The sequence below is a fragment of the Paenibacillus elgii NBRC 100335 genome (assembly GCF_004000865.1).
Classification (GTDB): Bacteria; Bacillota; Bacilli; order Paenibacillales; family NBRC-103111; genus Paenibacillus_G; species Paenibacillus_G elgii.
Genome location: NZ_BIMB01000034.1, coordinates 25,651 through 47,907 on the forward strand (window position 1 = coordinate 25,651; position 22,257 = coordinate 47,907).

The window sequence follows — 22,257 nt, forward strand, 5'->3', positions numbered from 1 at the left end:
CTGAAGGTCGGAGGACGTTCCCTTTTATTTAAGCAGCTTAATCATTCGGTTCAAGAAGCCTTTGACCGCCCCCGAGCTCATATCCGCCGGCCTTTGGTTCGCAATAAAATCATCGGTCAGATCATAGATCGATTTCGATGCGCCGCTCGACGGAAAAGCTACGGTAAAAGGCACCTGCTTTTTTACGGCTTTGGACACCGCAGCATCATCAAGCACGTAGCCGATGGTTGGAATGTCCAGATTCAAAAATTGCTTGGCGACCATACTGATCTTCTCGGCGGTTTGCCTGCCCTCCCGCCAATCGGTCACCCGGTTGACGACCAGCCGGAAACGAATGTCATAATCCATCGAATTGACCATTTTTATAATGGCATACGCATCGGTAATCGAGGTCGGCTCCGGCGTCGTCACCACGATCGTTTCTTGTGCGGCAACGATAAATTTGAGCGTTTCTTTGGACAACCCGGCCCCCGTATCGAAAATGATAAAGTCCGCATGTCCGTTCAACTGGCCGATTTGCTCTTGAAAATAATCCAATTGTTCCTCGGACAGCCGGATCAGGTCGTTGAAACCCGAGCCTCCTGCAATAAATTGCAAATCGTTATAGCCCTTATGAATAATGTCCCAAATCGTCTTTTCTTTTTTCAACAAATGATACAAATTGTACTTCGGTGAAATACCCATGAGCACGTCGATATTGGCCAGACCGATATCGGCGTCGAAAACGAGTACCTTAAAGCCTTTTTTTTGAAGCGTAAGAGCAAAATTAAGTGTAAAGTTCGATTTGCCGACCCCGCCCTTACCGCTCGTAACGGCGAGGATGCGTGTCGGCTTTTCTGCGGAGTTGGCTCGATGCCTGATCAGATTCCGAAGCTCTTGTGCCTGATCATTCATGGTTGTTATCCTCCAGAATCCAATCGATCAGCTGCCCCTCGTTCAACTCCTCGATATCGTCGGGAACGCTCTGCCCGTTGGCGATATAAGAAGTCTGCAATCCGAAATCGCGGATTAGGTTAACGACGGCGCCGTACGAATCGGTCTCGTCCTTTTTCGTAAACAATACTTTATCTAATTTGAACTTGCTGAAGTTGTATGTAATGGCCTTCATATCTTTATACTTGGTCGTTAAGCTGAGCACCAGAAACGTCTCGCTCTTCCCTTCGGATTGAAGCAGCGCATTCAGCTCCGAAACATACATCTCGTTGCGGAAGTTTCGACCGGCCGTATCCATAAAAATAAGATCGCAGTCTTTCAAATTTTCAAGCGCTTTGTTCAAATCCAGCGGAGAAAAGACAACCTCAAGCGGCACGTTCAAAATGGTAGCGTACGTCTTGAGCTGCTCCACCGCCGCGATGCGGTACGTATCCGAGGTGATGAACCCGACCTTGCGACGGTGCTTCAGCACTTGTTCGGCAGCCAGTTTTGCAATCGTCGTCGTCTTGCCAACGCCCGTAGGCCCGACAAAATGAGCGATTCGGGTATCGGAAGCGATCCCTTTGCCGTCCTGCGGCTGAAGGAGCGTTAAAAGCTGCGCCCGGAGAGATTGAAGTGCGAATTCTTCCGTGACCGGTACGTCTTCGGCTTCGGCTTCCTCCGCTACCCGGGCCAAAAGCTCTTGGACCATCTGCGAGTCGATCTCCTGATCGAGCAGCCGCCGCTCCAGTTCCATGAAGACCGGATCTTGGGCTGCCTCCGGCATACGCTGTGAAGAAAGCTTCTGCATCATTTCCTTCATCTGCTTGATCTCTTCAAGAAGCGTGTCTTCCTTCGCTCTGCCGCTTACGGAAGCCGGCTGTGCCCCAGCAGGTGCAGCAGCCTGAGGAGGCGGGCTTGGCGGGAGCACGTCCGGCACTTCGGGAAACGACAGCGCCGGCTGCGCTTCCCGCTCCCGGTCCCGCTGCATCCCGTAAGCGGTAGCCGCAGCCGGACTGTTCACAAGCGAAGTCGCCGCCGGGGCGACCGGCTTCGCTAACGTAGCGGTCGCCGACTTGCCGGAAGCCGGCTGTCCGCTTCCGGCTGCGGAATCTGTGGCAGCGATCACTTCGATCTTTTTCTTCGAAAACATGCCGAGAAATCCGCCGGAACGAATTTCTTTCGTATTGATGATGACAGCGTCTTTCCCGAGGTCCGTGCGAATTTTTTGCAGGGCATCCGGCATGGAGTCTACGACATACCGCTTCACTCTCACAGATTAACAACCCCCATGCTCTGAATTTCAACGCTCGGTTCAAGCTCGCTGTAAGATAAAACCGGAATATCCTGCATCGTACGTTCAAGCAGCTGCCTCAAGTACATCCGAATGGTGGGCGAGGTGAGAACGATCGGCTGCTGACCGGCTTGAAGCAGCTTGGTTACTTGATCGGTTACCTTCTGATAGATCACTTGGCTGGACGTCGGATCGAGTGCGAGATAGCTGCCCTGATCCGATTGCTGTACCGATTCCGCAATTTTTTTCTCGAGCGTCGGCCCGACGGTAATGACTTTCAGCGACTCGCCGCCGATCGTATACTGCTGCGTAATTTGTCTGGATAAGCCCTGTCGGACATATTCCGTCAGCACTTCCGGGTCCTTCGTATATGTGCCGTAATCGGCCAGCGTCTCCAGAATGGTGACGAGATCGCGGACGGATATTTTTTCGCGAAGCAGCTTGACCAGCACTTTTTGCACGTCGCCGATCGACAGTACGTTCGGGATTAAATCGTCGACCAGCGCCGGGTGATGCTCCTTGACGTTCTCGATAAGCGCCTTCGTTTCCTGGCGGCCCAGCAGCTCGTGAGCATGCTTCTTAATAATTTCCGTCAAATGCGTCGCGACGACGGATGGCGGATCGACGACCGTGTAGCCGGAAAGCTCGGCCCGTTCCTTGGTCTGTTCGTCAATCCATAGCGCCGGCAGCCCGAAGGCCGGCTCCAGCGTATCGATTCCCGTAATCGAATCGTCGTCGATTCCCGGGCTCATTGCCAAATAATGGCCGAGAAGCAAGTCGCCGCGTGCGACCGTGTTGCCTTTAATCTTAATGACATATTCGTTCGGGCGCAGTTGAATGTTATCGCGAATCCGGATTACCGGCACGACGATTCCGAGCTCAAGTGCACACTGTCTGCGGATGAGAATGACGCGATCGAGCAAGTCGCCGCCCTGCTGCGTATCGGCCAGCGGGATGAGCCCGTAGCCGAATTCGAACTCGATCGGATCGACCTGCAGCAAGCCGATAACGCTTTCGGGGCTTCGTACTTCTTCGATTTGCTGTTCCTCCTCGAGCTGGACTTCAGCGGCTTGCTTGCGGTTCATCGTCTGCTGCATCTTATAAGCCGCGAATGCCAGTACGGCAGCGATCGGCAATGTAGTGATCAGATGGATCGGCGTGAAAATGCCCAGCGCCGTAATCGTTCCCGCTACAATATAAAGCAGCTTTGGATACGAAAAGATTTGCGATGTCAAGTCGTGCGCCAAGTTTCCTTCGGACGCCGCCCTCGTCACGATAATCCCCGCTGCGGTAGAGATCAGCAGCGCCGGAATTTGGCTGACGAGACCGTCCCCGATCGTCAGGATCGAATACAGCGATCCCGCGTCCTTAAGCGACATCCCTTTCATCGCCATTCCGATAATTAAGCCGCCGATGATATTGATCAGCAGCATGATAATGCCGGCGATCGCATCGCCTTTGACGAATTTACTCGCACCGTCCATCGCGCCGTAAAAGTCCGCCTCGCGCGAAATTTTCTCGCGTCGTTCTCGGGCCTGCTGTTCGTTAATTAGCCCTGCGTTTAAATCCGCGTCGATACTCATCTGTTTCCCCGGCATCGCATCGAGCGTAAACCGTGCGGCCACCTCAGCAACCCGCTCGGAACCTTTGGTAATGACGATAAACTGTACCAGCACCAAAATGATAAAGACTACGAAGCCGACGACAATGTTGCCCTGAGCAACGAACGACCCGAAGGTGCTGACTACGTTGCCCGCGTCCCCATGGGCCAAAATGTTTCTGGTCGTCGATACGTTCAGCGCAAGCCGGAACAAGGTGGTGATGAGCAGGAGCGACGGAAAGATGGAGAACTGAAGCGCGTCCTGTGTGTTCATGCCGATCAAAATGATCATGAGAGCCGCCGATATGTTAATAATCAGCAGGACATCCAGCAACCATATCGGCAGCGGGACGACCATCATCAGAACGATGCCGATCACGCCGATCAGCACGACCAGGTCTTTTGCTTTCATTGCAGGGTGTCCTCCCTTCCGGAATTAGTTCGCTTTTCCTTTAACTTTGTATACGTATGCCAGCACCTCGGCTACGGCCTGAAACATATCGGCCGGTATCGATTCTCCGATCTCAACCTGTGCGTATAACGCGCGGGCGAGCGGTTTGTTTTCCATCGTTATGATGCCGTTATCCTTGGCAATCTGCCTTATCTTCAAGGCGATGTAATCGGTCCCCTTGGCGATAACGGTAGGCGCCTGCATTTTGGAGGCATCGTATTGAAGCGCGACGGCAAAGTGCGTCGGGTTCGTGATGACGACGTCCGCTTTAGGAACGTCCTGCATCATCCGCTGCAGTGCCATGCGGCGCTGCTTCTCGCGGATTTTCCCTTTAATCAGCGGATCCCCTTCCGTTTTCTTATATTCGTCTTTAATATCCTGCTTGGACATCCGCAAGCTCTTCTCATGCTCGTAACGCTGATATATATAATCCAAAATTGCCATGACGATCAAAATCAATCCGATTTTTATCCCCAACTGCAGTGTCAAGGAGGCCGTGAAAGCGATGATTTCTTCGAGCGGCAGCCGCGCGAGCTGCAGTATGTTGTCCTTTTCCGCCATTAGCGTCGAATACACAACAACGCCGATGACCGTCATCTTGAGCACCGATTTGAGAAAATCGACGACGGCCCGCATAGAGAACAACCGCTTTGCCCCTTCGAGAGGGTTAATTTTGCTAAACTTCATCATGAGCGGCTCGCCCGTAAACAAAAAGCCGATCTGCACATAATTTCCGACAACGCCAATGACCATCGAGATTAAAAAAATCGGACCGAGAATCAAAAACATCTGTGTAGCGATCTTTTCGAATAACACCATACTGTTATCCATGGTGACGTTCATATTGAGAAAGTCGATGAAGATCGAGCGAAACAAACCGACGAGTCGCTCTTTCATGTAGCCTCCGAATAAGAAAAACGATAAGAAGGAGAAAAACAAGATGAAGGCGGCCGGCACTTCCATGCTTTTGGCCACTTGCCCTTTTTTGCGGGCTTCTTGTTTTTTCTTAGGCGTCGCCGCTTCCGTTTTCTCTCCCGAGAACAATTGCAAATCCAGCTTTAAACGTAGTGCAGCCACGGCCTGCCTCCTCACACGCTAACTGCCAGCGAACAATCCGAAAAACTTGGCCATCGTTTCCAGCATGGTTGAGAATTTCTCTTTGTAGATCAATTCGTATCCTGGAAACAAGAGAAGCAGCAGAATAAAACCAACGATAATCTTCACCGGAATTCCAATGACGAAAATGTTGAACTGCGGGGCTACCCGAGCGAGAAGCCCAAGACCGACATCGGTCAGAAACATCGCGACGACAAGCGGCGCCGCCATTTGAAAGCTTATGGCAAAGACTTGAGAGAACGTCTTCAGCATAAAGTCCGAAAGCTGACCGTTATAATTTTTAACAAACAATTCGTTATTCAAAGGAATCCATTCGTAGCTTCGCATAATTCCTTCGAGCAGGTAATGATGGCCGTTGAAACTTAAAAATAACAACATGGCGATCATGTACTTCAGGTTGCCCAGAATCGGACTTTGCGCTCCTGTCAGCGGATCGATGACGTTCGCTATACCGAACCCCATTTGAAGGTCGATGAACGCACCGGAGATTTGAACGACCTGAAAGAACATATACGCTATGAAACCGAGGCTTAGTCCCACAAACACTTCCCGGAAAACGGAAAGAATATACAGCGAATCCATAGCCACCGGCGTCGTCAGCCCGATGCTGAAGAACGTTATAAAAGCAACGAAAAACGAGAGCCCCACCTTGAACTGCATCGGCACATTACGAGCCGCAAATACGGGTGCGACGACAAAAAACGAAGAAATCCGACAAAAAAACAACAAAAATCCGGGAAGATACTGCAAAACCCACTCCATTTCACCCACAACCTATCCCACGTATTTATACAGGTTATTCAAAAGATTATAGGTAAAATCAACGAGTGTCGTCAGTATCCAAGGACCGAATATAAGTATCGCAAGCAGCACAACGACGATTTTCGGAACAAAGGCCAGGGTCTGCTCCTGGATTTGCGTCGTCGCTTGAAACACACTGATGATCAAGCCGACCGTCAGCGCCAGCACCATCATCGGAGCGCTGGCTTTAAGCGTGGTGTATACCGCTTCTCCGGCCAATTTGATTACAAATTCCGAGCTCAATGCGCTCTCCTCCCGGCTGGTCCATCTATGTATTGTAACTGAGCAGAAGCGAACGAACGACGAGATACCAACCGTCCACAAGAATGAACAGCAATATTTTGAACGGCAACGAAATCATTACCGGCGGCAGCATCATCATCCCCATCGCCATCAGCGTACTGGCAATGACCATATCAATGACCAAAAACGGAATAAAGATCATAAAGCCCATCTGAAACGCCGTCTTTAACTCGCTAATCGCATAAGCGGGAACAAGTGCCGTAATCGGCGTATCTTCCACTCCGCTGGGCCTTGGCGCCTTGGTGTAGTCCAGGAACAGCTTTAAGTCTTTTTCCCGGGTATGCTGAAACATGAACTTCTTGATCGAAACGGATGCTTTCTCCAGCGCTGCCGTCTGGGTCAGCTCTCCCTTAAGATATGGCTGCAAAGCCGTTTGGTTAATGTCCCCAAGCGTTGGCGCCATGATGAAAAAGGTCAGAAATAACGCAAGACCGATCAGCATTTGGTTCGGCGGCATTTGCTGCGTACCGAGCGACGTCCGGACAAAGCCGAGCACGATGACGATTCGGGTAAAGCTGGTCATCAGAATCAGAATGGCCGGAGCGATGCTGAGAATGGTAATCAGCAGCACGATGGTAATGGCGCTCGAAGCCCCCTGCGGGTTGTCGGATGTCCCGATATCGATATTGATTCCGGGAATCGGATCGGCCGCATAGGCAGAGCTTGCGAACGAACCGCACAGAACAAGAAGAATCAGCAGGAAAATGAGCCTCTTATTGAATTTCATCATTTATCATTCAACCGATCTGAATTAGTGTCTTGCTTGAGCAGCTGCTCCATTTGTTTCTTCTGATCCGACATATGCTGGATTTTCGTGTGAAACACCTCTTGGAACGAGGCTGTCACTTCCATGTCTTCTTCGACTGCCGGCTTATTGCGAAGCTTTTTGAGCCAGCCTCCGATAGAATCGAAGGTTGGACCTGCAAACGTCGGACCGGAGGACATCAGTTCCGTAATCAAAGCGACCTCGGTTTCATCCTCGATCTTTTCGAGCAGCTGAATGTTCTCCCCTACTCCGACGATATAAAGCGAACGGCCGATTTCGACTACTTGAATCGATTTATTTTGTCCGAGCGGTAATCCGCCTAAGGATCGAATTGACCGCCCGGATAAAAATTTATTTTTCTGCGAAATCATCTTCACGATGAACAGAAAAATTCCGATAATAAGTAAAAGAAAAAAAAGGACTTGGAAGATCATCCAGAACGTGCCCCCTGAACTGCCTTCCGTTACAAGCCGATCCGGTGTTCCCAGCATTCCCGCCCCGGAAGGGGCTGGTTTTTCCGATTCCGCGAAACAAACAGCAGCAGGCCATACTGCTGTTTGCATCCAAACCATAGCAACACCGGACGATAACATGGCTATGAGTCTTCTCAACTTTTCACTTTCCTTTCAATTTGCGCAAGACCCATCGTTTAACCCCTGGTTGAAATTATCCCAAGGTTTTCTTAATCGCTTCAATAACACGATCCGCCTGAAACGGCTTCACGATGAAATCTTTGGCGCCTGCCTGGATCGCATCGATAACCATAGCCTGCTGCCCCATAGCGGAGCACATAATGACCTTGGCATTTCCATCAAGCTTCTTAATTTCTTTAAGTGCATGGATACCGTCCATTTCCGGCATCGTGATATCCATCGTAACCAGATCGGGGCGGAGCTCTTTAAATTTTTCAATCGCTTGTGCGCCGTCGTTCGCTTCTCCGACAACTTCATAGCCATTTTTCGATAAAATATCGCGAATCATCATTCTCATAAATGCTGCGTCATCTACAATCAAAATACGGTTTGCCATGGGTAACCATTCCTCCTATAGGGTGCTTAAGTAATCTTGTTGGTTATTTTCTTATTGTAATTTTTGAATCCGATCCCATTGATTCACAATATCCGTCACGCGGACACCGAAGTTTTCGTCAATGACGACGACTTCGCCTTTGGCGATCAATTTGTTATTGACTAAAATATCGACAGGTTCCCCGGCCAGCTTGTCCAGTTCGATGATCGATCCTTGAGACAATTCGAGAATGTCCTTAATGACCTTATGCGTACGCCCCAGCTCAACCGTCACTTTAAGCGGGATATCGAGCAGCAGATTCAAGTTCGTATCTTCTGCAGGAGACAGCTGCGGGTGACTGAAATTGGCAAATTGAGCCGGCTGGACGTTCACTCCCCGTGCCGTCGGAACACCGTAGTTGGCCGGCTGCGGCGGATAAGCTTGCGCTGCAGGCGGAGCCATCGGCGGCTGCTGATAACCGTGCTGCGGCGGCGCTTGATGCCCTACAGGAGGCTGCGAATAAGGATCTTGTCCGTAAGCGCTTGGCGCGGTATGGGCTGGCTGCTCCAATACCGGTTGGGAAACGGGCGCGGATTGTGCAGGCGCCGGTGCAGGTTCCTCTATTGCGTCTCCACCTCCCATTAAAGTAGACACCATCTCTCGGGCGAAAGGGACCGGCAGCAGCTGCATGATTGTCGAATCAATCAGGTCGCCGATCGTCAGTCGGAAAGAGATTTTGATAAATACATCTTCTCGAGGCAGGGAGGCAGTTCCTTCCCCAGACGCTAAATTTAATATGTCGATTCCCGGCGGCGAGATATTGACAAACCGGTTGAAGATCGTCGACATCGATGTAGCGGACGAGCCCATCATTTGGTTCATCGCTTCCTGAACCGCGCTGATGTGAATTTCGCTGAGTTCTTCCGTTTGTCCCGTTCCGTCTCCGCCCATCATCAAATCGGCGATGACCTGGGCATCCCGGGTTTTGATCACCAGAAGGTTGATCCCATGAAAGCCGTCGACGTAGTTTACATGGACAGCCACGTGTGGCTTTGGAAACTCGTCGGCGAGTTCAGAATGAGCGATAATGGATACTTTCGGAGTCGTAATATCCACCTTTTTGCCAAGCAGGGTGGAAAGTGCAGTAGCCGCGCTCCCGAATGTAATGTTTCCGATTTCGCCAAGCGCATCTTGCTCCAAAGAAGACAAATAATCTTCTACTTGAGGAACAAACTCGGAAATAGCGGAGGATTCGCCATCGCCCGATTGTCTCAATAGCGCATCGATCTCTTCTTGAGACAAATAATCCTTGTTATTCGTCATTCTCTTCCACTCCTTCTTCTTGGACAATCTCGCTGATTTGGACAGCCAGCTTGCCTCGCGTCGTTCCGGGACTGCCGTAAAACTTCAACTTTTCCCCTATACGAATATCCAACGGCTCATTCACGGATTTGCCAAGCGTAATGACATCCCCGGCGTTGAGGTTCAAAAACTCCCTCACGGAAATTTGGGAAGAGCCCAGCTCCGCGATAATCGGCAGTTTCGCTTTATGCAGCCTGGACTGCAGAGCCGTCAGTTCCTCCGGCGCGCTTGTTTTTTTCTGGGAAACGAACCAATGGTGCACTGACAATCTCGGCATAATCGGTTCGATGACGACATGCGGGATACACAGGTTGATCATCCCGGTCGTGTCGCCGATTTTGGTGCTGAGCGAGATTAACGCGATCGTTTCGTTAGGCGATACGATCTGCATAAACTGCGGATTCGTCTCTAACGCCTCCAGCCGCGGAGACAAATCGATAATCGTCTTCCAAGCCTCTTGCAAACTGTCGAAGGCCCGGCTGAAAATCCGTTCGATGACAATGGTCTCGATCTCGGTCAACGCATTGATCTTCGTTGGCGATGTCCCCGCTCCGCCTAACAGCCGATCCAGCATCGCAAAGGCTACGTTCGGGTGAACCTCAAGCACCATGCGGCCTTCCAGCGGCTCCGCTTCGAAGATGTTGAGAATCGTCATCTTCGGAATGGAGCGGATGAATTCATCATAAGGCAGCTGTTCGACCTGCACTACGTTAATCTGGACAAAGGTTCTAAGCTGAGCGGAAAAATATGTCGTCAAATATCGGGCAAAGTTTTCATGAATTCGGGTTAAGCTTCGGATATGATCCTTGGAGAAACGCACGGCACGTTTAAAGTCGTACACCCGTATTTTTTTCTGCGTCTCTTCCTTTTTAAGCTCCTCCGCATCCATTTCCCCTGAAGAAAGCGCCGCTAGCAGGGCGTCAATCTCATTCTGTGAAAGAACATCAACCATTAGCGTCACCTCCTTTGAACTGCTGCAGTATGCTTATGTAGTTATTGGAGTACGAAATCCGTAATCAAGATTTGATTCATTTTTCCCGATTGGAGAAGCGGGTTCATTTTATTCATAAGGGCGGAAGTAAGATTGTCGAAGCCTTTGCTTCCCGATACTTGCTCCGGTGTCATATCGGATAGCGTTTGAATGACAATGGCCTTCATTTGGCTGTCCAGCTTCTCAAACTCTTCCTTGGCCTTCTTATTTTCCAGTTCAAAGGCAAAGCTCAATTTAACGAATTTGCCATTGCCCCCGGCCAAATTGGTAAGCACGTCTTTCATGATGACTGTATTTTGCTTGACCTCATCCGGGGTCAGCTTTTTGGCTTGTTTTACGTCGCGGGCAGAACTTTGCGCCTGCTCTTGAGGGTTCTGATTGGCTTTATCCATATAGTTCCACAGGACGAATGCAGCCGTCAATATCAATGTAATCGCAATAAGAATAGCAACAACCATTATGAAAATTCTGCTTTTAAACAACTTACGACCCCTCCGAATTCAGGCTCTTAACCGTACCGCCGACAAGACCTACGGTTTGCAAAAAGCGATGTACGGTGTCCATTACTTCCGTCACCGGCTCGAGCACCATGATTTTTTTACCGGTCACCAGCGTGATCATCGTGTCCGGCGTTTCTTCAATTGATTCGATCAAAAGCGCGTTCAGAACGATTGCTTTCCCATTAAGCCGTGTCAGGCGGACCATCGGTTACCTCCGAAAGGATAAAGTCGGGGGAGAACTTCTCCCCCTTGAATCAAACTATCGTTTCAGATTGACGACTTCTTGAAGCACTTCGTCAGATGTGGTAATAATTCTCGAGTTGGACTGGAATCCGCGCTGTGCGATGATCATTTCCGTAAACTCGGACGTTAAATCTACGTTGGACATTTCAAGCTGTCCGGAAACGATAGCGCCGGTTCCCGTAGTCGGGTTGTTGGCCAAGGACGTATCGGGAGTGATTTCTTCCGTATTCGAGTTTGGCGTCGTCCGGTACAGGTTTCCGCCAATTTTCTCCAATCCGCCCGGATTTGTTACTTTGGCGACAGCGATGAATTGATTGGTCGGCGTTGCAGCTCCGTCAGCTCCGATCGCGATAATTTCACCAGACTGCGAAATCGAGAATGCGGTAACAGCTTCGTCCAACTGCACACCTACACCGGTAGTATTCAGAACGAACATGCCGTCCGCCGTAACGAGACGACGTTGGGCATCCAGATCAAAATTGCCGGCACGTGTAAGAAGCGGCTGCCCGTTTACATCTGGAGTCGGAGATATAAGGAAGAACCCGTCTCCGTCAATACGCAAATCCGTTATTTTATTCGTCGTCTGGGCGCTGCCCGGTGTGTGGAGAGTATCGATAGCGCCAACTGTCACGCCAAGTCCGATTTGTTTGGCATTAACGCCGCCCACAGTATCCGTCGGTGCCGTTACGCCTGAAATCTTTTGGCTCATGATGTCTTTGAACGCTACCCGTCCGGCTTTGAAGCCGTACGTATTCACGTTTGCAATGTTGTTGCCGATGACGTCAAGCTTCGTTTGAAAGCCTCTCATACCCGAAACGCCGGAATAAAGCGATCTTAACATCGATAGTTATCCTCCCATATTGCAACTGCGCATCGATGGATGAAAACAGTTGTCAATGATGATGTGTAATTGGGCTTTCGAATGGGGTCAGTTACAGCAATCTAAAATGCATTCGTTCTTCGGTTGTTTCAGTCGGTCCACAACCTCGGCCTCCGAAATTCGGGCCGGCCTATCGCTACGAAATAATCATGGCCGAATCGATTTGGGTAAATACGTTATCCTTCATCGATGCTCCGTCCATGGCTGTAACTACCGTGCGGTTCTTGATGTTGACGATCAGAGCGGTATCGTTGATCAGCATCAACGAGTCCTTTGCCCCTTTGCTCGCGGCTTTGTCAATCGCAGTGTTGAGCTTGACAAGCTGCTCGGGCGCCAGCTGAATGCCTCGCTGCCGCAAACGTTCTTCCGCGTGATGACTGAAGCGCACGAGTTGATTTTGCAGCATCGCATCGAACGAGGTTGTCTGGGCCCGCGGTTCCGGGTCCGTTCGTCGTACGGGCTGCGGCGATACGGGATTGGGAAACAGACGACCAACCGTTATTCGATCCGTCATGGAGTTACCTCCGGATTGGAAATCTGGCTGATCTGATCCATCTTCACTTCGTCGCCGTTAATTTTTGCGTACTGCTCGTCCTTCTTCATAAGGATGGACTCCACAGTTCCGGTTTTGACGATAGACTTATTGTTCTTGTCAACGTAGGTGTAGGTAACCTTTTTACCAATCAAACTGGATGCAAATCCTAGCGACTGCCGAAGCATTTTCATTTCCGAGCTCATTTTGGTCAATTGCTCCACAGATGTAAATTGAGCCATTTGAGCGATGAATTCTTTATCCTGCAGCGGCTGCGTCGGATCCTGGTTTTGCAATTGGGTCATCAGAATTTTAAGGAATTCGTCTTGTCCCAATTTCCCTTTTTCCTCGGCTTTGCCGGCGTTCTGAATATTTCCTTTGGCGTAATACGGCCATATATTCCTGGTGCTGACATTTGAATCGGGCACGGTTTCACCCCCTGCTCCATCGGTGTAAGCTTACTTAGGCCGTAACGTCAATCGATCCGGTTCCCAGACTGTCTGCGGTGCTCGAAGCCTTCGCTTCTTCCTTCAGCTCATCTTCCATCGCGGCAATTCGGCCGCTGGCGGCTTTCTGCTGCTTGGAGGATTGTCCGGACTGCTGCTGTTGGCGTCCTTCCTGGAACATGCCGGACTGGTAGTTCTGGCTTTGGCTTACTTCAAGCTTCTCCACCTGGATGCCCTGACTTTGCAGTGTCGTTCTCAACTGCGATAACTGACTCTCCAGCATTTCCTTACCGGCCAAGCTGTCCGCTACGAACTGGGCAATCAGTTGTCCGTTATGCATGGTCAATTTAACTTCGACATGTCCGAGATGCTGAGGGTACAACGAAATTTTAGCCTCGGTCATCCCGTCTGCCGAAGTTCCCATAAATATGGAACGAACGACAAACTGCGTCATGTCCTCCGAAAACGTAGCTGCCTGCATCTGCACAACAGGCGCTTTTATCTGCGCATGATTGCCCTGCTGCTTGATGTATTCCTGCAGCGGCATCGGCTGGCCTTCCGTTCCGTCTGCCATTCCCGCGTTCAGCGGTTCAAACAGAGGCCCTTCGTCTGCTTTCGGCGGGTCCAGATGAAGCTGAACCATCGCAGCCTTGGCTGTAAGCGCTTCGAGCTTTTGCACCGGGCTGGAGACCACTTGGACAAGCTTCCCGGCATCCGAAGACGGAGCTGCTTCCGCTGTCGCTGCAGTCTGTATAGTAGAAGAAACACGTCGTTGATCGGCGCCAGGCTTTTGCAACTCGCTTAATTTGGACGCAGCCGACATCAGAACAGCCGGCAACTCTTTCACGGTTTGCTGAAGCTTCGCATCAACTTTCCCTTCCGCTACCAGATCCTTCAACTGCTTCAAAATTGCGGCGGCTTCCTGCGCCGTCAGCGCTTTGGGCTGCTGAATCGCACCAAGCTCATCGTTTTTCGTCTCCGCAGTTGGATCCACAGCAGGTGTCAAAGGAATAAACAGCAGCGGATTAAGCGCATCTACATGCTCTTCCGGTTTGTTTCCTTCGCCTGTTGGAGCAGTCGCCTGACCGGTTTCCGCCTGATTCAAGGGAAGTGCCGCCAGCAGCGCTTGAAGCTGCAGCAACCAAGCTTGCAAATCCGGATTGTTCATCAGCGCATTCGCATCCTCGCCCTTAGCCGAGTCGAGCAGTTGGATTAAGCCGTCGATTTGTTGAGCCGTTTGAGCCTGCGCCTGATCCGCCGTCTGCGGAAGCGCAGCAATTAAAGGAGCAATCAGCTGAGCAAGTGCCGACAAACCGGCGTTTCCTGCAGTGGTAGCCCCAGATCCAGAAGCATCGCCAGTCATCATACCGGTTAGCGCCGACGAGAAGGATCCAGTCCCTCCGGCCGCGTTCCCCGTACTGCCTGAAGCGTTCGATCCGGCAACGGATGTTCCGGCAGATGCGGCCACAGAAGTTTGTGTCGAAATTTCCATCTTTTTTCACCTCCTTTCCATTATGATTATTGAACCAGTCGGGCCGAAATCAGTGCTGCGGTTTCTTTGGACTGATCCGATATAGCCGCTAAAATTCTGGAACGCCCGCCGCTATCCATAGAACTCAAGATGGAGATCACTTTGTCGGGATTCGATTTCTGCATTTCCATCAGGACAGTAGCCGCACTTTTGGGCGTCATATTCGAAAACGTGCTGCCCAAATCGTCTTTGCTCAGCTTATCTGCAGGCTGCTTGCTCTGCGACGCCAATTCTTTCAAGCGTTCCTGCAGGGCTGCAATTTCCGTATCCCTTACGTTCGTTTGGTCCTTCAGCAGAATCGAGGCGTCAGCAGCCTTCTTCGGGTCCATTTTCTCCAGCACCTTGACGCGCTCGTCCGGCTTCATCATCCCCAGCACCAGAACCAATTCTTTGGAGGTTAAGTTCTCCATAATCGGCGCCGATTTGCTCGGCGACATCTTCGCATACATGGTAGCAAGCTGTTGAATTTGATGCGCATACTCCTCGTCGCTCAAAGTCTTGCTTTTTGCGCTTTCTTCCAATGTACTGTTCTTGAGCTGCAATTCCTTAATCGTCTCATCCCGCTGCTGCAGCGAGGCTTCCGCCTTTTTCAGCGCCTGCTCCATTTCCTGAAGCTTGGCCGTCGTGCCGGCATTCGCATTATCCTGTGCCGGAGCGGACGACTCGGTCCCGGCGGGTTGAGCCGTTTCCGGCTTGTTTGCCGTTTCCTTCGTTTTCGGATCAGGGATGATGCTGTTCACGATAGGAATTTTATTGGCCGCCCGAAGGACGTTGTTCATCACGTCATAATCGAAAATCGTCAACAGAACGCCGAGCAGTACAGCTGTAAAAACAAAAGGGATCAGGAACCATATTAGAAACCGCTCCATAGCTCCGTAAGAGGAGGACTGCTCCGTATCTGTGTTTGCCACTTCCTCACCTCCCCGCATGTTCATGAATTACGACAGCCGTTTAAAACGATTCGTCGCCATTTCGTCCAATTGATTTTGTTCTTTCTTCAAAACTTCGCTGGAAAATTGCTGAAACGCTCTTTCCTTTGCCTTCGTCCAAACCTTTTCTTCAATCATCTTACCGGTTAAATCATCCTGCTTGAGCTGCACGATCGTTTTGGCTGCTTGCACATCCCGATGCTTGAGCTGAATGCGGCCGTCAATATGGTTCACGTAACTTTGCATCATGAGCAGGTTGGATACCGTTGTCACTTGGCTCGAAGACTTATGCAGCTCCTCCTGCATCTCATGCTTGGCTTTCTCCAGCTCGGCCAGAGAGGATTCCTCCGCATGCATTTTACCAATGGCTTCGGACAGCATCCATTCCGCTTGCGTTTTCTCGTTCATCTTCAAATCAACGATTTTTTGAAAAGCGTATCGAAACCGCATGCTCCTTCTCATCCCCTGTAAAATTCTCGAATTAGCCTTTCCTGCGCTTCCGCGTATGTCAGCTTCTCCGTGACGCGCTGTCGCGTATAATCCCATATCGCTTGTATCGAGTCGAGAGATTGATCAATTTCGGAATTTGATCCTCGCTGGTACGCCCCGATATTGATCAGATCCTCCGAATCTTTATACACAGATAGCAATCTTTTCATGTTCTCGGCCGCAAGCTGTTGCTCGTTAGGAACAATTTCTTTCATCACCCGGCTAACGCTAGCAAGAACGTCGATAGCGGGGTAGTGCCCGCGGTTAGCTATGTTACGGTTCAACACGATATGACCATCCAGTATTCCCCGTACAGCATCCGCAATCGGCTCATTCATATCATCCCCGTCGACAAGAACCGTGTAAAAGGCCGTAATAGAACCCTTAGGTCCGGTGCCCGACCGCTCCAATAGCTTGGGAAGCGTTGCAAATACGGAAGGCGTATAGCCGCGAGTTGCAGGAGGCTCACCTACCGCCAAGCCAACTTCACGCTGTGCCATGGCAAACCGGGTCACCGAGTCCATCATCATCATCACGTTCATCCCGCGATCGCGAAAAAATTCGGCGATCGTCGTAGCGATTAACGCGCCCTTGATCCGGATGAGCGCCGGTTGATCCGATGTTGCCACAATGACAACCGAACGGGCCAGCCCTTCGGGACCGAGATCGCGTTCGATAAAATCGAGTACCTCTCTGCCGCGTTCTCCGATTAGCGCAATTACATTCACATCAGCTGACGTGTTGCGGGCGACCATTCCCATCAGCGTACTTTTGCCGACGCCGGACCCGGCGAAAATACCTACGCGCTGTCCCTTGCCTATCGTCAGCAGACCGTCGATGCATCGTACGCCGACGCTTATCGGCTCTAGAACGCGCGGCCGTTTTAACGGATTGTTAGGTATATTATTAGTAGAATATTGTGTCATGCGCGATGGCAAAAACGTCCCGTCGAGCGGTTGCCCGAGCCCGTCCAGCACTTTGCCGAGCAGTTCGTGCCCCACCTGCACCGTCAACGGCTTGCCCGTTCCGACTACATCGCAGCCCGGACCGATCGCATGAAGTTCACCGAGCGGCATAAGAATAACCTTGTTGTTCTTAAAGCCGACAACTTCCGCTTTGAGCGGCTGGTTCGATTTGAGCGGATAGATGTAGCATACGTCGCCGATGCTCGCATCCGGTCCCTCCGATTCGACCGTTAATCCAATGACCTGAGTGACTTTTCCGTTTACGCGCACCGGGTCGACTTGACTTAAATGTTCTATGTATTTCTGCGCGGATGGCACCTGCATGATCTAAGATCCCTCGCTTCGCAGCGCCACTTGCCGAAGCGCATTCTTGATTTCGTTCAGCTGCGTGTCGATGCGGGCGTCGATGCTTCCGAAGGAGGACCGAATGACGCATCCGCGATCTTGTACCGAAGCATCCGGAATAATTTGTAGCTCCGCTTGCGAATCTAAGTGCAACAAAAGTTCTTCTCGTGCGTCTTGTATATAGGAGAATTGAGAAGGCGATACGCAAAGCGCAATAATTCCCTTTTCTCTTCGCCGCGAAAGTACCTTTTGGATCAGTTCGATGACCCATTCGGATTCCAGCGTCAGCTGGCGGTCGACGATTTTCTCGGCAATCGAGCAGCTGAGCTCGATTAAGAACGGTTCGGATTCTTGAATGATCTGCTGCTTTAGTACGTACGATTGTTCCAAGATTTGCGACGCTTCCTGCAGCATGCTGTCGTACTGCTGGCGAAGCTCCGCTTCGGCTCTGGCCAACCCTTCCTGGTAGCCTTGCTCGAAGCCCCGGTCCATCGCTTGCTCGATCGTTTCCTGATCCAATTGTCTACGCTCGTCCCACCAAGCTTCAATCTCGGCTTGGGTCTGCTGTCTGATGGCTGCGGCCTCATCCATGGCGGCGCGTACTTGTTCTTCAGCAAACGATTCGGCGTCTTGAAGAATCTGGTCCTTCATCTGCATCAGATTGTCGAGCTCAAGCTGTTGTTCCTCCGTCAGTTCGCCGTCTTGCAGCTGTTCTTGTTTAAGAACGGGAGGGGCCGGAAGCTCGACAAGCTTGCTGTCTTCCATAGCTACATATTGAAACGATTTGATGACATTAGACAATAATATCATCTCCTCCGCCACGGGCGATGATGATTTCACCGGCTTCTTCCAAACGCCTGATCGTAGCTACGATGCGTGTTTGTGCTTCTTCGACGTCACGCAGTCGAACCGGACCCATGTATTCCATTTCTTCCCGGAACGTTTCGGCCATCCGCTTGGACATGTTTTTGAAAATGGCTTCCCGAACTTCTTCGCTGGCCACTTTAAGCGCCAGTTGGAGGTCGGCATTCTCGATGTCGCGGATAATCCGTTGGATCGAACGGTTGTCGATGTTGACGATGTCTTCAAATACGAACATCCGCTTCTTGATTTCCTCGGCAAGCTCAGGATCCTGAATCTCGAGCGAGTCGAGGATCGTACGCTCTGTCCCGCGGTCGACGCCGTTCAAAATTTGAACGACGGCCGAAATCCCGCCGGCATTCGTATAGTCCTGCGTAACTGTGGCGGAAAGCTTCTGCTCAAGTACCCGCTCGACTTGGCTGATGACCTCCGGCGACGTGCTGTCCATCAAGGCAACCCGTTTCGCCACATCCGCCTGCTTCTCCTGAGGAAGCGAAGACAGGATGATGGAGGCTTGCTCCGGCTGCAGGTACGCGAGAACCAGAGCAATGGTTTGTGAATTTTCATTCTGAATAAAGTTCAAGATTTGAGCAGGATCGGCTTTCCGGGCAAAATCGAAAGGTCTCACTTGAAGCGTCGCCGTCAACCGATTGATGATATCCAATGCTTTTTGAGATCCGAGCGCTTTCTCCAAAATCTCTTTCGCATAAGTGATACCGCCTTGCGATATGAATTCTTGGGCTAAGCAAATTTGATGGAACTCTGCCAAGATCGCTTCTTTTTCGGCGTTGTCAACTTTCCTGACATTGGCTATTTCCAAAGTGAGCTGCTCAATTTCTTCGTCACGCAGATGTTTAAAAATTTGAGCGGACACTTCCGGACCCAAACTAATCAAAAGTATTGCGGCTTTTTGTCGCCCCGTTAAACCCGGTTGCTGTACTTTAGCCAAGTGTTGCACACCTCTATTCGTCTACTAACCAAGTGCGGAGCAGATTAACAAACTCTTCCGGCTTTTTCTTAGCAAGCTGTTCCAGCTGCTTGCGCACTTGATTTTCATTGTTCAAGTTATCGATATCGATGGTCGGGAATTCCACTCGCGGCGACTCGTCCAGAATTTCTTCTTCTTCCTCTTGCTGCGCCTTGCGTCTGCGCATAAACCAGTAGGCGCCTCCGCCAAGCAATGCAAGGGCCAGTCCGCCGAGCGCACCGTAGAGCAGCATCGAATTCGTGCTCGTTCCCTGGCTTTCGTTCGTTCTAGCGAACGTGTGCGGAAACACAGTTACTTTTTTAAGTAGCTCCGCGTCCGTTATCTGTGGCTTGTTATCGGCCAAGCCTGCACGCACTACGTTGACGAGCATGTTCCGGATCTCATTCACCGTCTCTGGCGTAAGCGAGGCCGGATTTTGCGGATCGGGTGGTTCAATGCCGACGTTAATGCTTAAATCTTTTACTATGTAGGGCGTCATCTCAATTTCGTTCGTGATCCGGTTGACTTCCCGGTTTACCGTTTTTTGCACCTCTTCGGAATTCGTCTTTCCGTTGTTGCTGCTTCCCGGGTATCCTGGCACATCCGTCGCGCCCGTTCCCGGTACGCCGGACGTCCCTCCGCTGCCGTCGCTCGTATAGTTCTTTTGGATCTCTTGAATCGAAATATCGAGTCCGGTTTGGTCTACCGTATTCGGCGCAGTCACCAGCTGCTCTTTGCGTCTCGTCTGATCGAAGTTCATTGTAGAGAACACACTTACGATCACTTTGTCCCGGCCGAGAATGGAGCCGAGCATTTGCTGCACGTTACGCTGCACGTCGTTTCTGAACTTGTTGTTGATTTCGAACTGCTGCAAAGCGAGATTGGAAGCTCCGTTCACTTTACCGCTCGCCTTGGAGTACTCAAGCAGATCACCGTTTTGATCGGAAATCGTAATGTTCTCGACCGGCAGCCCTTTGATGCTGTGGGAAACCAAGTTATACATCGTATCGACCTTGGCCTGATCAAGCGTGTAGCCTGGCTTGACATCAAGCACGACGGAGGCCGATGCTTTCTCCGGTTGCTCCCCCTTCCGCAAGAACAAGCTTTCCTGTGGCAAGCTGATCAATACTTTCGAGCTTGCAATCGCATTGTTCGAGTTAATGAGCTGCTGCAGCTCGCCTTGAACAGCGTTCACGTATTTGACATCGAACTCTCTGTCCGTGGTGCCGAAGGTGCTGCTTTGGCTGAAGGCGCCATAGCCGACGTTGCCGTTTTTGTTCAAGCCTTGCGATTCGACGGCAAGCTTGACGCTGGCGACTTGACTGCGCGGTACGCCGATGCTTTTTCCGTCTTCGCTGAGCTGGTACGGGATTTTGGCGCCGTCCAAGTACGTTTTGATGGCCGCTGCATCGCTTGGCTGCAAGTTCGTGTAAGCCAAGGCGTACTCGGTTTTAGAAAAATTATAACTAATAATACCTACCGTCAGTATGACTAAAATCACAGTTGCGATAACAGTCCACTTTTGCGTTTTGCTGAATTGATTCCAATATTGCTTCGTTCGGTTCCAATATTGGAGCACATTTTCGTTCACTCTTTCACCCCATCTGATGAACCCTCGTCAGGTACGTTTGAAGATTAGATTTGCGTTCTCATGATTTCTTGATAAGCCTCGATGACTTTGTTTCGCACTTGAACCGTGAGCTCTAATCCCAAGGACGCTTTTTCAGAGGCGATCATCAGTTGATGCACGTCGGAAATTTCTCCTTTGACAAACTGTTCCTTCATGACATCGGAAGTGGACTGTTGGGTATTCAGGTCGGCGATCGCATCGCTCAAAAATTTTCCGAACTGGTCCGTAACTTCAGCTGCGCTTGTTACTTTAGGCTGAACGGCGCCGGCAATCTGCTGCGGCTGCTGCAATTTCAGGGATTCGATCATAATTATTACTCCTTTTCGTTAACTATTTCCCGATTTCCAACGCTTTCCCGATCAAAGCTTTGGAAGCGTTCAATGCGGTGACGTTGGCTTCGTAGGACCGGGTAGCCGAGATCATATCGACCATTTCTTTCAAAACGTCCACGTTGGGCAAAAGTACCATGCCGTTCTCGTCCGCATCCGGATGCGTCGGGTCGTAATGCTGCCTAAAAGGAGAAGGATCATCTATCACTTGAGTTACCCGTACGCCGTCACCGGCTCCCGAATTTTTACCGGACATGGCATTGGCAAGCGAATCGGCGAAATTTTGCTGTTTTGGTTCGAAAGACACCAATTTGCGCGAATACGGAACCCATTTGCCGTTTACCATTCGCGCTCTTGTCGAATCCGCATTGGCGATGTTGGACGAAATGACGTCCATCCGAAAGCGCTGCGCCGTTAGTGCGGAAGAACTGATGTCAAATCCGTTTGTAAGTTTCATCCGTTACACTCTCCCGCCGATAGCTGTTCTGATTTTTTTGATATCGCCGCTAACTTGTTGGACCATTACGTTGTATCGAAGCTGGTTTTTGGCCATGAGCGCCATTTCGTAATCGATATCGACGTTATTCAAGTTGTTGTTAATCATCGACTGGTTGTCACGAACGATTTGCGGTTCCGGCTTTGGCGGGCGGCCGATATAAAAATGTCTCGGGTCGGTCCGATACCCTTCAATCCCGGCTCCGTTCATTTCCTGCTGCAGCAGTTCTTCAAAACGAACTTCCGACCGTTTGAAAAAGGGCGTGTCGACATTTGCCACATTGTCGGCAATCACTTTTTGCCTAAGTGCGGCGGCATCCAGGGCACGCTCCAGCGTTTGAAATGAGGGTTTGCTTAAAATATTCATGCGTTGACTCCCACTTTCCAGATGGATGATTCTGAATCTAGTTATTCAACAAGATAACGTAATATCCTCCTTCCTTCGACATCTAAACATAAAAAAAATACAATACAGTTTGTCGTAAAATGTAGTAAACGAGAACTACATCTA

General features: G+C 50.6%; 26 protein-coding genes. All 26 read right to left on the reverse strand.

Going from position 1 to position 22,257, the window contains the following annotated elements; all coding sequences use genetic code 11:
* Window positions 1-24 precede the first annotated feature (24 nt).
* Window positions 25-894 (reverse strand): MinD/ParA family protein, encoded by an 870-nt coding sequence (locus PEL01S_RS22410; protein ID WP_063186373.1) that lies wholly within the window; start codon window positions 892-894, stop codon window positions 25-27.
* A complete protein-coding gene (gene flhF / locus PEL01S_RS22415; protein WP_127461909.1) occupies window positions 887-2,188 on the reverse strand; it encodes a flagellar biosynthesis GTPase FlhF in 1,302 nt (433 codons plus the stop codon). The genes PEL01S_RS22410 and flhF overlap by 8 nt, the downstream gene beginning before the upstream one ends.
* Window positions 2,185-4,218 carry a flagellar biosynthesis protein FlhA gene (gene flhA / locus PEL01S_RS22420; RefSeq protein WP_063186369.1) on the reverse strand — a complete coding sequence of 678 codons (2,034 nt, stop codon included), beginning with the start codon at window positions 4,216-4,218 and terminating at the stop codon, window positions 2,185-2,187. The genes flhF and flhA overlap by 4 nt, the downstream gene beginning before the upstream one ends.
* A 24-nt stretch (window positions 4,219-4,242) precedes the next feature.
* Window positions 4,243-5,334 carry a flagellar biosynthesis protein FlhB gene (gene flhB, locus PEL01S_RS22425; protein WP_036676421.1) on the reverse strand — a complete coding sequence of 364 codons (1,092 nt, stop codon included), beginning with the start codon at window positions 5,332-5,334 and terminating at the stop codon, window positions 4,243-4,245.
* 18 nt (window positions 5,335-5,352) lie between these two features.
* Window positions 5,353-6,135 (reverse strand): flagellar biosynthetic protein FliR, encoded by a 783-nt coding sequence (gene fliR, locus PEL01S_RS22430; protein ID WP_108533911.1) that lies wholly within the window; start codon window positions 6,133-6,135, stop codon window positions 5,353-5,355.
* Window positions 6,136-6,147: 12 nt separating this feature from the next.
* Entirely contained in the window at window positions 6,148-6,417 is a 270-nt protein-coding gene (gene fliQ, locus PEL01S_RS22435; protein WP_088833250.1) for a flagellar biosynthesis protein FliQ, read from the reverse strand.
* 25 nt (window positions 6,418-6,442) lie between these two features.
* A complete protein-coding gene (fliP, locus tag PEL01S_RS22440; protein ID WP_063186366.1) occupies window positions 6,443-7,207 on the reverse strand; it encodes a flagellar type III secretion system pore protein FliP in 765 nt (254 codons plus the stop codon).
* On the reverse strand, window positions 7,204-7,677 hold the full coding sequence (locus PEL01S_RS22445) for a flagellar biosynthetic protein FliO (protein WP_239551458.1): 474 nt from the start codon (window positions 7,675-7,677) through the stop codon (window positions 7,204-7,206). The genes fliP and PEL01S_RS22445 overlap by 4 nt, the downstream gene beginning before the upstream one ends.
* A 232-nt stretch (window positions 7,678-7,909) precedes the next feature.
* Window positions 7,910-8,272, reverse strand: a complete 363-nt coding sequence (locus PEL01S_RS22450) for a response regulator (RefSeq protein ID WP_063186362.1) — start codon at window positions 8,270-8,272, stop codon at window positions 7,910-7,912.
* Window positions 8,273-8,323: 51 nt separating this feature from the next.
* Window positions 8,324-9,574 (reverse strand): flagellar motor switch phosphatase FliY, encoded by a 1,251-nt coding sequence (gene fliY, locus PEL01S_RS22455; RefSeq protein ID WP_063186360.1) that lies wholly within the window; start codon window positions 9,572-9,574, stop codon window positions 8,324-8,326.
* Window positions 9,564-10,565: a flagellar motor switch protein FliM gene (gene fliM / locus PEL01S_RS22460; RefSeq protein ID WP_063186358.1), complete on the reverse strand. Its 1,002-nt coding sequence runs from the start codon at window positions 10,563-10,565 to the stop codon at window positions 9,564-9,566. The genes fliY and fliM overlap by 11 nt, the downstream gene beginning before the upstream one ends.
* Before the next feature lie 41 nt (window positions 10,566-10,606).
* A complete protein-coding gene (locus PEL01S_RS22465; protein ID WP_029191230.1) occupies window positions 10,607-11,086 on the reverse strand; it encodes a flagellar basal body-associated FliL family protein in 480 nt (159 codons plus the stop codon).
* A gap of 1 nt (window position 11,087) precedes the next feature.
* A complete protein-coding gene (locus PEL01S_RS22470; RefSeq protein WP_010491294.1) occupies window positions 11,088-11,309 on the reverse strand; it encodes a flagellar FlbD family protein in 222 nt (73 codons plus the stop codon).
* Between the two features lie 54 nt (window positions 11,310-11,363).
* The gene (gene flgG / locus PEL01S_RS22475; RefSeq protein WP_127461910.1) at window positions 11,364-12,188 is read right to left on the reverse strand and encodes a flagellar basal body rod protein FlgG; all 825 of its coding nucleotides are present in this window, start codon (window positions 12,186-12,188) and stop codon (window positions 11,364-11,366) included.
* Between the two features lie 175 nt (window positions 12,189-12,363).
* Window positions 12,364-12,741 carry a TIGR02530 family flagellar biosynthesis protein gene (locus PEL01S_RS22480; protein ID WP_127461911.1) on the reverse strand — a complete coding sequence of 126 codons (378 nt, stop codon included), beginning with the start codon at window positions 12,739-12,741 and terminating at the stop codon, window positions 12,364-12,366.
* Window positions 12,738-13,187 carry a flagellar hook capping FlgD N-terminal domain-containing protein gene (locus tag PEL01S_RS22485; RefSeq protein WP_010491300.1) on the reverse strand — a complete coding sequence of 150 codons (450 nt, stop codon included), beginning with the start codon at window positions 13,185-13,187 and terminating at the stop codon, window positions 12,738-12,740. Before PEL01S_RS22485 ends, PEL01S_RS22480 begins: the two co-directional genes overlap by 4 nt.
* A 34-nt stretch (window positions 13,188-13,221) precedes the next feature.
* On the reverse strand, window positions 13,222-14,697 hold the full coding sequence (locus tag PEL01S_RS22490; RefSeq protein WP_127461912.1) for a flagellar hook-length control protein FliK: 1,476 nt from the start codon (window positions 14,695-14,697) through the stop codon (window positions 13,222-13,224).
* A gap of 26 nt (window positions 14,698-14,723) precedes the next feature.
* The gene (locus tag PEL01S_RS22495; protein ID WP_063186355.1) at window positions 14,724-15,647 is read right to left on the reverse strand and encodes a magnesium transporter MgtE N-terminal domain-containing protein; all 924 of its coding nucleotides are present in this window, start codon (window positions 15,645-15,647) and stop codon (window positions 14,724-14,726) included.
* Between the two features lie 27 nt (window positions 15,648-15,674).
* Window positions 15,675-16,115 carry a flagellar export protein FliJ gene (gene fliJ / locus PEL01S_RS22500; protein ID WP_127461913.1) on the reverse strand — a complete coding sequence of 147 codons (441 nt, stop codon included), beginning with the start codon at window positions 16,113-16,115 and terminating at the stop codon, window positions 15,675-15,677.
* 8 nt (window positions 16,116-16,123) lie between these two features.
* Window positions 16,124-17,443: a flagellar protein export ATPase FliI gene (gene fliI, locus PEL01S_RS22505; protein ID WP_127461914.1), complete on the reverse strand. Its 1,320-nt coding sequence runs from the start codon at window positions 17,441-17,443 to the stop codon at window positions 16,124-16,126.
* Between the two features lie 3 nt (window positions 17,444-17,446).
* Complete coding sequence (locus PEL01S_RS22510) at window positions 17,447-18,265, reverse strand: FliH/SctL family protein (protein WP_127461915.1); 819 nt, start codon at window positions 18,263-18,265, stop codon at window positions 17,447-17,449.
* On the reverse strand, window positions 18,258-19,274 hold the full coding sequence (gene fliG / locus PEL01S_RS22515; protein ID WP_025850755.1) for a flagellar motor switch protein FliG: 1,017 nt from the start codon (window positions 19,272-19,274) through the stop codon (window positions 18,258-18,260). The genes PEL01S_RS22510 and fliG overlap by 8 nt, the downstream gene beginning before the upstream one ends.
* Window positions 19,275-19,287: 13 nt before the next feature.
* Window positions 19,288-20,883, reverse strand: coding sequence for a flagellar basal-body MS-ring/collar protein FliF (gene fliF, locus PEL01S_RS22520; protein WP_063186348.1), 1,596 nt, complete (start codon window positions 20,881-20,883; stop codon window positions 19,288-19,290).
* Between the two features lie 44 nt (window positions 20,884-20,927).
* Window positions 20,928-21,230, reverse strand: a complete 303-nt coding sequence (fliE, locus tag PEL01S_RS22525; protein ID WP_108533918.1) for a flagellar hook-basal body complex protein FliE — start codon at window positions 21,228-21,230, stop codon at window positions 20,928-20,930.
* Between the two features lie 22 nt (window positions 21,231-21,252).
* Window positions 21,253-21,708, reverse strand: a complete 456-nt coding sequence (gene flgC / locus PEL01S_RS22530) for a flagellar basal body rod protein FlgC (protein ID WP_063186344.1) — start codon at window positions 21,706-21,708, stop codon at window positions 21,253-21,255.
* Between the two features lie 3 nt (window positions 21,709-21,711).
* On the reverse strand, window positions 21,712-22,113 hold the full coding sequence (gene flgB, locus PEL01S_RS22535) for a flagellar basal body rod protein FlgB (protein ID WP_063186342.1): 402 nt from the start codon (window positions 22,111-22,113) through the stop codon (window positions 21,712-21,714).
* Window positions 22,114-22,257 lie beyond the last annotated feature (144 nt).

Coding starts and splice junctions, on each gene's coding strand:
- flgC (WP_063186344.1), bottom strand. CDS start 21,708: ATGAAACTTACAAACGGATTTGACATCAGTTCTTCCGCACTAACGGCG.
- flgG (WP_127461910.1), bottom strand. CDS start 12,188: ATGTTAAGATCGCTTTATTCCGGCGTTTCGGGTATGAGAGGCTTTCAA.
- PEL01S_RS22450 (WP_063186362.1), bottom strand. CDS start 8,272: ATGGCAAACCGTATTTTGATTGTAGATGACGCAGCATTTATGAGAATG.
- fliJ (WP_127461913.1), bottom strand. CDS start 16,115: ATGCGGTTTCGATACGCTTTTCAAAAAATCGTTGATTTGAAGATGAAC.
- fliI (WP_127461914.1), bottom strand. CDS start 17,443: ATGCAGGTGCCATCCGCGCAGAAATACATAGAACATTTAAGTCAAGTC.
- fliY (WP_063186360.1), bottom strand. CDS start 9,574: ATGACGAATAACAAGGATTATTTGTCTCAAGAAGAGATCGATGCGCTA.
- PEL01S_RS22445 (WP_239551458.1), bottom strand. CDS start 7,677: ATGATCTTCCAAGTCCTTTTTTTTCTTTTACTTATTATCGGAATTTTT.
- fliR (WP_108533911.1), bottom strand. CDS start 6,135: ATGGAGTGGGTTTTGCAGTATCTTCCCGGATTTTTGTTGTTTTTTTGT.
- PEL01S_RS22480 (WP_127461911.1), bottom strand. CDS start 12,741: ATGACGGATCGAATAACGGTTGGTCGTCTGTTTCCCAATCCCGTATCG.
- PEL01S_RS22410 (WP_063186373.1), bottom strand. CDS start 894: ATGAATGATCAGGCACAAGAGCTTCGGAATCTGATCAGGCATCGAGCC.
- flhA (WP_063186369.1), bottom strand. CDS start 4,218: ATGAAAGCAAAAGACCTGGTCGTGCTGATCGGCGTGATCGGCATCGTT.
- fliP (WP_063186366.1), bottom strand. CDS start 7,207: ATGATGAAATTCAATAAGAGGCTCATTTTCCTGCTGATTCTTCTTGTT.
- PEL01S_RS22470 (WP_010491294.1), bottom strand. CDS start 11,309: ATGGTCCGCCTGACACGGCTTAATGGGAAAGCAATCGTTCTGAACGCG.
- fliE (WP_108533918.1), bottom strand. CDS start 21,230: ATGATCGAATCCCTGAAATTGCAGCAGCCGCAGCAGATTGCCGGCGCC.
- flgB (WP_063186342.1), bottom strand. CDS start 22,113: ATGAATATTTTAAGCAAACCCTCATTTCAAACGCTGGAGCGTGCCCTG.
- PEL01S_RS22490 (WP_127461912.1), bottom strand. CDS start 14,697: ATGGAAATTTCGACACAAACTTCTGTGGCCGCATCTGCCGGAACATCC.
- fliM (WP_063186358.1), bottom strand. CDS start 10,565: ATGGTTGATGTTCTTTCACAGAATGAGATTGACGCCCTGCTAGCGGCG.